Origin of the sequence: Ciceribacter thiooxidans (genome assembly GCF_014126615.1) — a bacterium.
Taxonomy (GTDB): domain Bacteria; phylum Pseudomonadota; class Alphaproteobacteria; order Rhizobiales; family Rhizobiaceae; genus Allorhizobium; species Allorhizobium thiooxidans.
The window spans coordinates 3,568,672-3,582,155 of record NZ_CP059896.1 but is presented as its reverse complement, the minus strand read 5'-3'; the positions used below and the strand labels follow the sequence as shown (position 1 = coordinate 3,582,155).

Genomic DNA, 13,484 nt, shown 5'->3' with positions numbered 1-13,484 from the left:
TTCTTCCCACATGCGAGGTCTTCATAGCATGCTGCAGCAGAACGAAGAACCCAGCGCGATGGACGGTCTTATCAAAACCCTCGACATCGAGAAGCTGGAGGAGAACCTCTTTCGCGGAAGCAGTCCGCAGAACGGCTGGCAACGCGTCTTCGGAGGTCAGGTGATCGCGCAGGCGTTGATGGCGGCGCAGCGTTGCGTCGAAGACGACCGCCTCGTTCACTCGCTTCATGCTTATTTCATGCGTCCGGGGGATCCGTCCGTGCCGATCATTTACCAGGTCGAGCGCATTCGCGACGGTGCGAGTTTCACAACCCGCCGTGTTGTCGCAGTTCAGCACGGCAAGGCGATCTTTTCGATGTCGGCCTCGTTCCAGGTGGCAGAACTCGGGTTCGACCACCAGGTGGCGATGCCACAAGTTCCGCCACCGGAGCAGCTGATCGGTGAAAAGGAGTTCAAGGAGATCTTTCTTGCCGATGCGCCGGAGAATGTACGGCGGTACTGGGGACGCAACCGTCCAATCGAGATCAGACCAGTTTCGCTGGTCCACTACGTGTCGAAGGAAAAGCTGGAACCGACCGCTCACATATGGGTCCGGGCCGTCGGGGAGGTTCCCAACGATCACCGCTATCAGGCAGCCATCCTTGCCTATCTCTCCGACATGACGCTGCTAGATACCTCACTCTATGCGCACGGCACGTCGATTTTCGACTCCAATCTTCAGGTCGCAAGCCTCGACCACGCGATGTGGTTTCACCGCCCCTGCGACCTCCGAGACTGGATGCTTTACACCCAGGACAGCCCCAGTGCATCGGGCGCTCGAGGCATGACCCGCGGGAGCCTTTATTCGCGGTCTGGTCAACTCATCGCTTCGGTGGCGCAAGAGGGTCTGATCCGCAATCGTGCAAACGATGAAATAGTGGGCAAAAAATAGAATATGCCCAAATTTTAGTCGAATCCACGCCCACGCCGCACCATCTCACCGAGATGGTGCGCTATAGATTTTATATTTCAATAGCTTATGTGACGTCCAGAATCTGGCACGCCCTTTGAATGTCTTCTTCCAGTCGCTGATTAATTCATGTCGCCAGCGGCAAGGAGAGTCGGCTCCGAGCCGAGGACAAACAAAGGATGGGACGCCAGATGAAAATTGTAATGGCCATAATCAAGCCGTTCAAACTGGATGAGGTGCGCGAAGCCCTCACAGCCGTCGGCATACAAGGCCTCACCGTAACCGAGGTCAAGGGTTACGGCCGCCAGAAGGGCCACACCGAAATCTATCGCGGCACCGAGTATGCCGTCAGCTTTCTGCCGAAGCTCAAGATCGAAATCGCCGTGGCGTCGGAGCTCGCGGACAAGGCGGTCGAGGCGATCGCCTCCGCTGCCAAGACGGGCCAGATCGGCGACGGCAAGATCTTCGTCTACTCGATCGACCAGGCCGTGCGTATTCGCACCGGCGAAACCAATTCCGAAGCCTTGTGAAGAACGGCCGCTAGGGGAGTCTTTCTGATGTCATTTAATAAGTTTTCTTCCGCCTGCGCCCGGATCGGCCTTGGCGCTGCTGCGCTTCTCGCTCCAGTCGTGGCCTTCGCTCAGGAGGCCGCGCCCGCTGTTGCCGAAGCAGCTGCCGCAGCGCCGGTTCCAAACAAGGGCGACACGGCATTCATGTTTTTGAGCACGCTGCTCGTGCTTTTCATGATCATCCCGGGTCTGGCACTGTTTTATGGTGGCCTTGTTCGGACAAAGAACATGCTGTCCGTACTCATGCAGACAACCGTGATCGCCTGCACCGTGATGATCATCTGGGTCGTCTACGGCTATTCCTTCGCCTTTGGCGGGTCGACCAACCCGTTCTTCGGTGGTACTGCCAAGATGTTCCTGGCTGGCATTACGCCGGACAGCACCGCAGCCACTTTCTCTGATGCCGTCATTCCGGAATACATTTTCATGCTGTTCCAGATGACCTTTGCGGCCATTACGCCTGCACTCATCATCGGCGCATATGCCGAGCGCATCAAATTTGGCGCATCGGTTCTTTTCTGCGCGCTTTGGGTAACCTTCGTCTATTTCCCGGTTGCCCACATGGTCTGGGATGCCAACGGCTTCCTTTTCGGCCTTGGTGCACTTGACTTTGCTGGCGGCACGGTCGTGCACATCAACGCCGGTGTTGCCGGTCTCATCGGTGCAATCATGGTTGGCAAGCGTATCGGCTTCGGCAAGGACATGATGGCTCCGCATTCTCTGACACTATCCATGGTTGGCGCTGCCATGCTGTGGTTCGGCTGGTTCGGCTTCAATGCCGGCTCCAACCTGGAAGCAACCGGTGGTGCAATGCTCGCAACCGTCAACACATTCGTGGCAACGGCTGCAGCAACCCTTTCCTGGTCGCTGGTCGAAAAGATCGTTCGCGGCAAGGCCTCCATGCTCGGCGCAATCTCCGGCATGGTTGCCGGTCTGGTTGCCGTCACACCTGCTGCCGGTATTGCTGGTCCGATGGGCGCCATCGTTCTCGGTGCGCTGGTATCTCCGCTCTGCTTCTTCTTCGTCTCCGTGGTGAAGAACAAGTTCGGCTATGACGATACGGCTGACGTCTTCGGTGTTCACGGCGTTGGTGGCATGTTCGGTGCCGTTGGCACCGGCGTCCTCGCCTCTGCAAGCCTCGGCGGCATTGGCTATGGTGAAGGTGTGACGATGGGCCATCAGGTTTACGTTCAGATCGTGGCAGTGCTGACCACCATCGCATGGACGGGTATCGGCTCGGTTATCCTTTACAAGGTAACTGACCTGATCATCGGCCTGCGCGTGACTCCGGAAGCCGAGCGCGAAGGTCTCGACCTTTCCTCCCACGGCGAAGCTGCCTACCACAGCTGAGACCGGACTCGCGTCGGCTTGTCCGGCGCGAGCTCTGCTTACAACGCGGTCGTCATACGACACTTCCCGAGCCCAGGCCTTCCCGCCTGGGCTTTTTCTCTTTGCGAACATACCGCCAACGGTCGCGGATGCCGCTGGATGGTTAATGAGCCATTAACCGTCCCTCCGTTACTATGCGGCGAAGGGCGAGAGCGCCGAAAAGCCACAGAACGCCGTCATACGCGCGAATGAATCTCGAAACGGGCAGGCACGACATGAACAGAGGTAACTCGGTTATGATGGGAGAGCACGGCGACCGTCCCGCCTTGACGGCATTCCTCCTTCGCCAACTTCTCACATTGGCCGGCTCCGCGCTTTTTGTACTCCTGATGCTCGCGGTCGCGGCACTGGCAACATGGAACGTCTCGGATCCGAGTTTCTCCTACGCGACAGCCAACGAACCGACGAACGTGCTCGGCCGCAGTGGCGCTGCTTTCGCGGACCTCATGCTGCAATTTCTCGGCCTTGCGAGCGTCATTGCGTTGCTTCCGGTCCTCGCCTGGTCGCTGGCGCTTATTACCAGCCGTCCGATCCATCGCTTTCCTGCGCGCCTTGGCGCCTGGGCAGTCGGGTCGCTTCTCTCCTCAGCCGTCATCGGATGCTTTCCGCCACCCCTGACCTGGCCAATTCCAAATGGAATTGGCGGTGTTCTGGGCGACGCGATCCTTCGCTTCCCGGGGCTGTTTATAGGCAGCTATCCTACGGGGACGGCCTCCATGATCGTCGGCGCCGTCCTGGCCGGCCCTGCGGTTTGGTCACTGCTCTTTGCCGCCGGTCTGGTCGGCAAGGCGGACGAAGACGAACCAAACACCGCACCGGTCAAACAGCTGAAAGCGACGCGGATCGAACCTGCATTCGAAGATGAGGCAGACGAGGACGATGGCGGCTGGCTGGCACTCGGAGCGATTGCCCACAGCTGGTACACGGCCAGCGCCCGGATCCGACGCCTTCTGGGGCTAAAGCCGCGCGAACACAACCGGAACCGGTTCGACCAACCCTACGACTTCAACGAAGATGAATTCGGCCCGCTGAACGAACCGGCTCGGGCCAAGAGCGGGGCCGCAACTCGGCGGGAACCACCGATGGAGACGGTGCCGCAAGCCGGACCCGGGCGGCAACGGACCATCCTCGCACCACCTCCGATGATGGGTGATCACACGGACGAGGACTTCAACGACGACGATCCGCCATTCGATCTGGACGACGTCCGTCCTGCGGGCATTCTTCCGGACAATGACGATGACTGGAGCGAGGCTCCGTCGAGCAACACGAGGCCGCCCACAGGCGGTCGCGTTTCCCCTCGCGTTGCTGCACCTCCCGCGCGGCCAAAGCCCGGCGCGCGGGTCGAGAAGGAGGCACAGACCTCTTTCATCCGTCCTGAAGGCTTCCAGCTTCCTTCCGTGCATCTTCTCGCGGAACCGAAAACCATTGGCCGCGATGCAACGCTCTCGGCGGATGCGCTGGAGCAGAACGCCCGCATGCTGGAAGGCGTTCTGGAGGACTTCGGCATCCGAGGCGAAATCATCCACGTTCGGCCAGGTCCCGTGGTCACTCTTTACGAACTTGAACCTGCCCCGGGGATCAAGTCGTCACGCGTAATCGGCCTCGCCGATGACATTGCCCGCTCGATGAGCGCTATTGCGGCCCGCGTCGCCGTTGTTCCCGGACGCAACGCAATCGGCATCGAACTTCCGAACCAGACCCGCGAAACCGTCTATCTGCGCGAACTCATCGCAAGTCACGATTTTGAGGCCAGCAAGGCGAAGCTGGCAATGACCCTCGGCAAGACCATCGGCGGCGAACCGGTAATCGCCGATCTTGCCAAGATGCCGCATCTTCTGGTGGCCGGTACGACCGGCTCCGGCAAATCGGTGGCGATCAACACGATGATCCTGTCGTTGCTCTACCGGCTCCCGCCGGAAAAGTGCCGCCTGATCATGATCGACCCCAAAATGCTCGAGCTTTCCGTTTACGACGGAATTCCGCATCTGCTGTCGCCGGTGGTCACCGACCCCAAGAAGGCGGTCGTGGCGCTCAAGTGGACCGTCCGCGAAATGGAAGAGCGATACAAGAAGATGTCGAAAATCGGTGTGCGCAACATCGATGGCTTCAACAGCCGCGTCGAACAGGCGCTCGCCAAAGGCGAAATCCTGACGCGTACCGTCCAGACTGGCTTCGACCGGCAGACCGGCGAGGCGATCTATGAGACGGAAGAGTTCGACCTCCAGCCAATCCCCTACATCGTCGTCATCATCGACGAAATGGCCGACCTGATGATGGTCGCCGGCAAGGATATCGAAGGAGCAGTGCAGCGGCTCGCCCAGATGGCACGAGCCGCCGGCATTCACGTCATCATGGCGACCCAGCGGCCGTCCGTCGACGTCATTACCGGTACGATCAAGGCGAACTTCCCGACCCGCATTTCCTTCCAGGTCACCTCGAAGATCGACAGTCGCACCATTCTCGGCGAACAGGGGGCCGAGCAGCTGCTCGGCATGGGCGACATGCTCTACATGGCCGGAGGCGGCCGGATTCAACGCGTGCACGGCCCGTTCGTGTCCGACAACGAAGTCGAAGAGATCGTGGCCTACCTGAAGACCCAGGGCGCACCGCAATACCTCGATGCGATCACGGCTGACGACGAGGATGACGATGATGCCGGACCTGCCGGTACCGCCAACCTGGCCGACTCCGATGATCCCTACGACCAGGCCGTGGCGATCGTACTCCGTGACGGCAAGGCTTCGACCTCCTATATCCAGAGGCGACTCGGGATCGGGTACAATCGGGCGGCATCACTGATCGAGCGCATGGAACAGGAGGGCTTGATCGGGCCTGCCAACCACGCCGGAAAACGAGAAATTCTCGTACCGACCGAGGCGGATATCATCGAGCGCTAGCGGCAACCTCGCCGAAGCAAGCGGCCAACCGCCGCCCATGGCTGACAATGGCCATCATCGCGCCGCGTTTTTCGGCGATGCAGAGTTAAATCGAGGAGTACCTAATGATTCACGTGAAAACAGGGCCCAGGACCATTCTCACGGAAAACCCAACGCGCCGAACCGTCCTTGCCGGTGCGGCTGCATTGCTCACGGCCGCCCTACCCCTATCCGCATTTGCTGCCACCGGCGCCTCAGACGCCGCACAGAAAATCGCCGACCATTTTTCATCCGTCAGAACAATGATGGGCGAATTCGTTCAGTTTGGCCCACGTGGCGAACAGACGGGTGGCAAGTTCTTCATTGAACGTCCGGGAAAGCTGCGTTTCAACTATGAGAAGCCTTCGCCGATGCGGGTGATTGCGGATGGCAAGAACGTCGTCATAGGCAACACCAAGCTGAAGACCTGGGACCTATATCCCCTTTCGAAGACTCCTCTCAGCCTGCTCCTCTCCAACAGGATCGATCTCGGGCATCAGATGGTCAGGGACGTCAAGGAGGAATCGGATCTGACCACGATCGTTCTCGGCGACAGGACGATCTTCGGCGATTCGACGATCACCCTCATGTTCGATCCCAAGACTTTCGACCTGCGCCAGTGGACCATAACCGACGCTCAGGCGAAGGACACCACCGTCATGATCTTCAACGTGAAGACGGGAACGGTGTTCGACCCGAGCGTCTTCGAAATCCCCTACAGCGACGTTCACAGCCAGAAACGCTAGCATCTCCGGATTGTCTTGTGGAGAAGGGCCGCATCGCCGTCAGAGCGTCCGGCTCTCGACTATCCACGGCGAATAGAACCTCCTAATTCTGCATGCACGTTTGCTGACCGCTTACCGTCCGCGAGAAGGAGAAAATCGCAGTGGCTCTTTCGATCACCACATGGAACATCAACTCCGTGCGGCTGCGGTTGCCGATTGTCGTGCAATTCCTTGAGCAGTTCAGACCCGATATCCTGTGCCTTCAGGAAATCAAATGCCAAAATGACGAGTTCCCGGCGGATGCTCTTCGGGAGCTCGGATACGACAACATCATTCTTCACGGGCAAAAAGGTTACCACGGGGTGGCGATCGTTTCACGACTGCCACTCAGCGAGAATCACCGCCAAGACTACTGCGGAATGGGTGACGCACGCCATATATCCGCGATATTCGAGTGGTCGGGTAAGCGTATTCGCCTCCATAATTTCTACGTTCCCGCGGGTGGCGACGAGCCGGACCCGACAGTCAATCCCAAGTTTGCACACAAGCTCAAATTCGTGGACGAGATGAAGTCCCTGCGAGCAGATGCGGAGCCAGGCATCTCATCGATCCTTGTCGGAGATCTCAACATTGCGCCATTCGAGAATGACGTCTGGTCTCACAAGCAGATGCTGAAGATCGTCAGCCATACGCCGGCCGAGACCGACGGTCTTCTGGAAGTCGTCAGCCGCGGAGGGTGGCTCGACCTGATGCGGCAATCCGTGGATCCGTCCCAAAAGCTCTACACCTGGTGGAGCTATCGGGCGAAAGACTGGGCAGCAGCCGACCGCGGCCGGCGGTTGGACCATATCTGGTCGTCCCCGGATCTCGGAGCGCACCTCGACAGCATTGAAGTCCTGAAGGAGGCTCGCGGGTGGGAAAGGCCGTCGGATCACGTTCCTGTGACGGCACGTTTTTCGGCCTGAAGACCTGTCTATTCGAAGCGTGGCGCCAATGCGGCGCTTCCTTCGACCAGCGACCGCAGCGACAGCCGGATGCGCTCCTGCACGACTGCGGCCATGGCGGGATACTCCTCCAGCAGGCGGTGGAACATGGCCCGGGTAATACGGATCACTTCACAGTCCTCCAATGCGATCGCCGTATACTTTCGCTCGACCATGGTCACGAGCGCCAGTTCGGAGAGCATCATTCCCCGATCGGCGACTGCTTCGACCTTCGGTTTTCCCCCTCGCCCAAAGATCGATAACTCCAGCCGCCCTCTCGATAAGACGTAAGCGCATTCGGCCGGAGACCTTTCGCGGAACAGGGCTTGCCCCGCTGCGACGGTACGATGCTCGGCACCGAAGGCAATGAGGCGCAACTGGTCCTTGTCGAGGCCCTGAAACAGGGGCACACATGAAAGCAGCTCTATGTCGTCGCTCAGCGCCATTGCGGCCTTTCCGAATCAGGGGACGATCTTGTAACCGCCGTTCTCTGTCACCAGAATTTCGGCATTCGAGGGATCTTGCTCGATTTTCTGGCGCAGTCGATAGACGTGGGTTTCCAGAGTATGGGTGGTTACGCCGGAATTGTAACCCCAGACCTCCTCCAGAAGCACGTCGCGAGTGACCACCTTCTGGTCGGCCCGGTAAAGATAACGGATGATCGCCGCTTCCTTTTCGGTCAAGCGGATTTTCCTGCCATCTTCCGTGGTCAACAGCTTCTGGCTCGGCTTGAACAGATAGGGACCGACCGTAAAGGTGGCGTCTTCGCTGTGCTCGTGCTGGCGAAGCTGGGCTCGGATACGCGCAAGCAGCACGGCAAAACGGAATGGCTTCGTTACGTAATCGTTCGCGCCCGCTTCCAGCCCGAGGATGGTATCCGAATCCGTGTCATGCCCGGTGAGCATGATAACAGGCGCCTTGAATCCGTTCTTGCGCAGCAATTTCACTGCCTCTCGCCCGTCCATGTCGGGGAGACCGACATCCATGATGAGAAGATCGACCTGTGCGTTGCGAGCCGTCTGGATACCCCTTGCCGCGGTCTCTTCCTGAAGAAGAGAGAATTCCTCGTAAAGCGACAATTGTTCGATGAGCGTTTGCCGCAGGTCTTCGTCATCGTCTACAAGAAGAATCGTCCGCGCCGTCATGATTTCGCCTCTTGTGTTACGCCCGCTTTCCGTGCCGGATCTAAAATCCGGGTTCGGCAGCACCAAGCGCTTTATTATCGTTTCCGCTGCTATGAATACAACGAGTCACAGGCAAGGCAAAATCTCGTGAAGTCGTCCCTTCGCAAACACTCTGCCAGCGGCGACCAACCGGTCGTGCTTCGCGCCGCACCACGTGATCGCTCGCGGGCCATCCTGCAATTCGGTATCCTTCGTCTGCCCGCCGCCTGGGGTCGAGCCGGCACGGTTCTCTGCAAGAAGGAGGGTGATGGAGGGTCCCCCCGCGCGACGATGCGGCTGTTGGGCGGCTATTTCCGGGGCGACCGAATCAGGAATCTCGTCACCGCCTTGCCCATGGTCCGGACAAAGGCCGGCATGCTGTGGTGCGACGCGCCGCAACATGCCGCCTACAACCGGCCGGTTTCGGCACCTTTTGCTGCAAGCCACGAACGGCTGATGCGCGACGACACACTGTACGACATATGCCTGGTCATGGACTGGAATATTTCGTCACGCCGGCGAGGGGGCGGGTCGGCGATCTTCTTTCATCTGGCACGCCCCGGCTATACGCCGACCGAGGGCTGCGTCGCGGTTAGGCGCGAAGACATGCTGCGCCTCATCCGTCATTTCCGTCGTGGCACACGTATTCGCATTCTTTAGGGCCTGCCGTCAGCGGTTCATGCGAGCGATCGCGGTACGACGAACCGCTCGAGGTATCCGTTCCCCTCGCCAATTTGGCTCCAACCTGCCACGTCGAAAAGGATGCAGGCGAGCGCTGCCGTGGGAAACTTCTCTCGCTGGCGCGTCAACGCATCCCCTTCCCCCTTGCCGGCGAGCCGAAGTGCGGCCTCCTGGAGGCCGGGATTGTGGGAGAGCACCAACACCTCACGATATCTGGGATCGAGATCCCTCAGAAGCGCAAGAATGCGCTCCGCAGGTGCGTCGTACAGTGTCCTGAGAATGCGTATCTCGGCAGTCCTTGTCAGCCGGCTCTCGACAATAGCCCAGGTCTCCTGCGTTCGTCGCGCTCCGGAGACGAGCACGAGGTCCGGCTTCAGGCTCTTCTTCACCAAGTAATCTGCGATGAGCAAGGCCGCCTTTCGGCCGCGCTTTGCAAGCGGACGTTCGTAGTCCTCGGTCCCGCCCGGCCAATCTGATTTCGCATGTCGCAACAGGAAGACCCGCCGTTGCATCTTGATTGCCGCCGGGCCGCCATCATCATTCATCGCCGCTATGCCCTCGTCGCTTTCCGTGCACGCAGCATGCCACAGGTCGGGAGGCTATCGAACGCAAAATGCCGCCCCGTTTGGAGCGGCATTCAGAAACACGTGTGACGGCCTCGTTATTTCCAGTCGCGGACGTCGACGAAGTGACCGGCAATGGCGGCGGCGGCAGCCATGGCGGGCGAGACGAGGTGTGTCCGACCCTTATAGCCCTGACGACCCTCGAAATTGCGGTTGGACGTCGAGGCGCAACGTTCGCCGGGCTTCAGACGATCGTCGTTCATCGCGAGGCACATCGAACAGCCCGGTTCGCGCCATTCGAAGCCGGCATCCTTGAAGATCTTGTCCAGGCCCTCGGCTTCCGCCTGTTCCTTGACGAGACCGGAGCCCGGCACGACCATGGCCGAGACCGTGGACGCCACCTTCTTGCCTTCCAGTACCTTGGCGGCGGCGCGCAGATCCTCGATGCGGCCATTGGTGCACGAACCGATGAAGACGCGGTCGATGGCGATGTCGGTCATCTTCGTGCCCGGCTTCAGGCCCATGTAATCGAGCGCCCGCCACTTGGAGGCGCGCTTGTTCTCATCGGCGATCTCGTCCGGGTTCGGAACGACGCCCTCAATCGACACGACGTCTTCCGGCGAGGAGCCCCAGGAGACGATCGGCGGCAGGTTGGCGGCGTCGAGCACGACAACCTTGTCGAAGTGCGCGCCTTCATCCGTATGCAGCGTCTTCCAGTAGGCGACGGCCTGATCCCAGGCCTCGCCCTTCGGCGCGCGCGGCTTGTCCTTGATGTATTCGAAGGTCTTTTCGTCCGGGGCGATCAGGCCGGCGCGAGCGCCGCCTTCGATCGTCATGTTGCAAACCGTCATGCGGCCTTCCATCGACAGCGACCGGATCGCCTCGCCGGCGAACTCGATGACGTGGCCGGTACCGCCTGCGGTGCCGATCTCGCCGATGATGGCGAGGATGATGTCCTTGGCGGTGACGCCTTCCGGCAACTTGCCGTCGACGCGCACCAGCATGTTCTTCGCCTTCTTCTGGATCAGCGTCTGGGTCGCCAGCACATGTTCGACCTCCGACGTGCCGATGCCGTGCGCGAGTGAGCCAAAGGCCCCGTGCGTCGACGTGTGACTGTCACCGCAAACAATGGTCATGCCCGGAAGCGTGAAGCCCTGCTCGGGGCCGACGATATGAACGATGCCCTGACGCTTGTCCTTTTCGGAATAGTACTCGACGTCGAAATCGGCGGCGTTCTTGGCGAGTGCCTCGACCTGGATCCGGCTCTCTTCGTTCTTAATGCCCTCGGCGCGATCGGGGGTGGTCGGCACGTTGTGATCGACGACCGCCAGCGTCTTCTGCGGCGCATGAACAGCGCGGCCGGCCATACGAAGGCCTTCGAACGCCTGCGGGCTCGTGACCTCGTGGACCAAATGGCGATCGATGTAGATCAGACAGGTGCCATCGTCCTGCTGGTCGACCAGATGGTCGTCCCAGATCTTGTCGTAAAGGGTGCGGGGTGCGCTCATGATGTCAACTTCCGTGAGTGAATGGAGCGGGATCTTGGCGGGCGGAAATCGCCTGCGGCTCAAAAGGTCGGCCGATCAGGATAGGCGGCTGTTTAGCGCCCCGGAGACGCGCGCAAAAAACCGTGCCGGCAACCGCTTGCGGTCCTGCAGCACGAAAATATGAGGCGCGAGACATCCGAACTTAGATTCCATCGGCGCGCTCATACCAGTTTTCGCGAAAACCGGCAATCAAATTGCGCTCCCGTATGGATCGATCGACCAGTCAGGCCGCCGCGTACTTCCCTCGCATCCGGCGTTCGAGACGGCGGAGGATAAGCGATAGTCCTACCGTTAGCAGCAGATAGATATAGGCGACGATCGAATACGTCTCGAAGAAGCGAAAGGAGCCGGAAGCATAGACCTTGGCCATCTGCGTAATGTCGGCGACTCCGAGAACGGAGACCAGCGACGAGTCCTTGACCATGGCGACAAAGTCATTCGACAGTGGCGGAAAGACCACGCGGATCGCCTGCGGAAAGACCACGAGACGGAACCGCTGATAGCGATTGAGACCAAGCGCCATCGCCGCTTCGACCTGGCCCTTGTCGATCGACTGGAATCCGGCGCGAAATATCTCCGCGATAAATGCTGAATAGCCGATCATCAGCGCGATAATGGCCCGCCACATCAACGAAATATCGCGCACAACCAGCGGCTCACCAAGGCCAGCCGCAACCAGTGGCGCGGTAATCACGTTGTAGAGCGCGACGAACCCGGGAGCACCCACAAAGGCGATGTAGAACAACAACACCAGAATCGGCACGCCACGGATGACTTCGACATAGAAGCGTGCGACCTGACGCATGACATTGTTCTGCGCCATACCGAGCAGCGCAATAAGCAGCCCCAGGACCATCGCCAGCCCGAAACCAGCAAGCGTGACGAAGATCGTTACCCCCAATCCGGCCGCGACTGTCTGGAAGACTTGCGTATACAGATCGTTGAAGACGACAATCGCGGCAATGGCGACTGCAATCAGGACAAAAGCGAACAGCCACCATGGCCGATCGCCTCGGTCACTCGCACCCGTCAAAGTCTGGAAGCCCATCAGACAAGCGCCCCGCCCGGATTACGGAGGAACGTGGTCATTCGCCCATCTTGTAGTCGAGGAACCACTTCTTGTTCAGCGTCTCGAACGTGCGGTCCGCCTTTAGCGCAGCGATGGCCGTGTTGACCGGCCCAACGAGATCGGACCCCTTCGGGAAAATGAAGCCGAAATCTTCTGTGCCAAGCGGCTCACCGACAATCTTCAAACTGCCGTTGGAGGCGGCGACATAACCTTCGCCCGCCGTACTGTCGGTCAACACGAGGTCGACGTCGCCGACCTTCAACGCCTGAACGGTTGCGCCGAATGTCTCGAACAGCTTGATCCGAGAGTTCTGTTCATTCCCGTCGAGGATCTCATAGACTGCGGTATAGAAAGGACTGGTGCCGGGTTGGGCTCCGACGAGGCCGCCTTCAAGTGCCGCAAAACTCTTGGCATCGTTGAAACGCGTCTCGTCTCCGCGCACGAGCATCAACTGCTGCGACCGCATGTAAGGATCCGAAAAGTCGACCTTTTCCTTGCGATCGTCTTTGATCGTGATACCGGTCATGCCGACCTGATACTGTCCGTCCGAGACCGCCTGGATCATCGCATCCCAAGACGTATTCTGATACTCGACCTTGAAGTTCAAGCGCTTTGCGATCTCGTTCATCGCGTCGTATTCCCAACCCACAGCCTCACCGGTCTTCGGGTCGACAAACTGCAGCGGCGGATAGGCATTTTCCGTCACCACCACGACCGTCCTGCCACCGAGATCCGGCAGATCGGCTGCAAACGATGCGAAGGGGGCAAGCAAGAGGGAGGACAGACCGGCAAGAACGGCGCGGCGGACAAACATTCTGGTCTCCTGAATTGTGGCAGCGCCAGAGTGTCACAATTTCTTCTACCGTTGCAAGAGCAAGGACTCCCTGGTTCCGGGATATGCCGCAATGTGAGTTCTTTGGCCCGACAG

The 13,484-nt window shown here is 59.6% G+C and carries 13 protein-coding genes; 7 read left to right on the top strand and 6 right to left on the bottom strand.

Annotated elements, in window-relative coordinates:
• Positions 1 to 28 precede the first annotated feature (28 nt).
• The 6 genes from tesB to H4I97_RS17680 all read left to right on the top strand — a co-directional run bounded on the left by tesB (position 29) and on the right by H4I97_RS17680 (position 7,515).
• Positions 29 to 931 carry an acyl-CoA thioesterase II gene (gene tesB, locus H4I97_RS17705; RefSeq protein WP_244658676.1) on the top strand — a complete coding sequence of 301 codons (903 nt, stop codon included), beginning with the start codon at positions 29 to 31 and terminating at the stop codon, positions 929 to 931.
• A gap of 197 nt (positions 932 to 1,128) precedes the next feature.
• Entirely contained in the window at positions 1,129 to 1,479 is a 351-nt protein-coding gene (locus tag H4I97_RS17700) for a P-II family nitrogen regulator (RefSeq protein ID WP_162699073.1), read from the top strand.
• 27 nt (positions 1,480 to 1,506) lie between these two features.
• Entirely contained in the window at positions 1,507 to 2,868 is a 1,362-nt protein-coding gene (locus H4I97_RS17695) for an ammonium transporter (RefSeq protein ID WP_182305895.1), read from the top strand.
• A 254-nt stretch (positions 2,869 to 3,122) separates the two neighbouring features.
• Complete coding sequence (locus H4I97_RS17690; protein WP_182305894.1) at positions 3,123 to 5,807, top strand: FtsK/SpoIIIE family DNA translocase; 2,685 nt, start codon at positions 3,123 to 3,125, stop codon at positions 5,805 to 5,807.
• Between the two features lie 104 nt (positions 5,808 to 5,911).
• Complete coding sequence (locus H4I97_RS17685) at positions 5,912 to 6,571, top strand: outer membrane lipoprotein carrier protein LolA (RefSeq protein WP_182305893.1); 660 nt, start codon at positions 5,912 to 5,914, stop codon at positions 6,569 to 6,571.
• A 140-nt stretch (positions 6,572 to 6,711) separates the two neighbouring features.
• Complete coding sequence (locus tag H4I97_RS17680) at positions 6,712 to 7,515, top strand: exodeoxyribonuclease III (protein WP_182305892.1); 804 nt, start codon at positions 6,712 to 6,714, stop codon at positions 7,513 to 7,515.
• 8 nt (positions 7,516 to 7,523) lie between these two features.
• Here H4I97_RS17680 and H4I97_RS17675 read toward each other — a convergent pair whose 3' ends face one another.
• The gene (locus tag H4I97_RS17675) at positions 7,524 to 7,979 is read right to left on the bottom strand and encodes a cyclic nucleotide-binding domain-containing protein (RefSeq protein ID WP_182305891.1); all 456 of its coding nucleotides are present in this window, start codon (positions 7,977 to 7,979) and stop codon (positions 7,524 to 7,526) included.
• A 15-nt stretch (positions 7,980 to 7,994) separates the two neighbouring features.
• On the bottom strand, positions 7,995 to 8,678 hold the full coding sequence (locus H4I97_RS17670) for a response regulator transcription factor (protein WP_182305890.1): 684 nt from the start codon (positions 8,676 to 8,678) through the stop codon (positions 7,995 to 7,997).
• A gap of 126 nt (positions 8,679 to 8,804) precedes the next feature.
• Between H4I97_RS17670 and H4I97_RS17665 the strand changes: the two genes are divergently transcribed.
• Positions 8,805 to 9,356, top strand: a complete 552-nt coding sequence (locus H4I97_RS17665) for a L,D-transpeptidase family protein (RefSeq protein ID WP_244658675.1) — start codon at positions 8,805 to 8,807, stop codon at positions 9,354 to 9,356.
• A gap of 17 nt (positions 9,357 to 9,373) precedes the next feature.
• On the opposite strand, the gene H4I97_RS17660 is transcribed toward H4I97_RS17665, so the two are convergent.
• The 4 genes from H4I97_RS17660 to H4I97_RS17645 form a co-directional block, all read right to left on the bottom strand.
• On the bottom strand, positions 9,374 to 9,922 hold the full coding sequence (locus H4I97_RS17660) for a SixA phosphatase family protein (RefSeq protein WP_182305889.1): 549 nt from the start codon (positions 9,920 to 9,922) through the stop codon (positions 9,374 to 9,376).
• Positions 9,923 to 10,038: 116 nt separating this feature from the next.
• Positions 10,039 to 11,448, bottom strand: coding sequence for a 3-isopropylmalate dehydratase large subunit (gene leuC, locus H4I97_RS17655; protein ID WP_182305888.1), 1,410 nt, complete (start codon positions 11,446 to 11,448; stop codon positions 10,039 to 10,041).
• Between the two features lie 262 nt (positions 11,449 to 11,710).
• Positions 11,711 to 12,535 carry an amino acid ABC transporter permease gene (locus H4I97_RS17650; RefSeq protein ID WP_182305887.1) on the bottom strand — a complete coding sequence of 275 codons (825 nt, stop codon included), beginning with the start codon at positions 12,533 to 12,535 and terminating at the stop codon, positions 11,711 to 11,713.
• A gap of 37 nt (positions 12,536 to 12,572) precedes the next feature.
• Positions 12,573 to 13,370 (bottom strand): transporter substrate-binding domain-containing protein, encoded by a 798-nt coding sequence (locus H4I97_RS17645; protein ID WP_182305886.1) that lies wholly within the window; start codon positions 13,368 to 13,370, stop codon positions 12,573 to 12,575.
• Between the last annotated feature and the right edge of the window lie 114 nt (positions 13,371 to 13,484).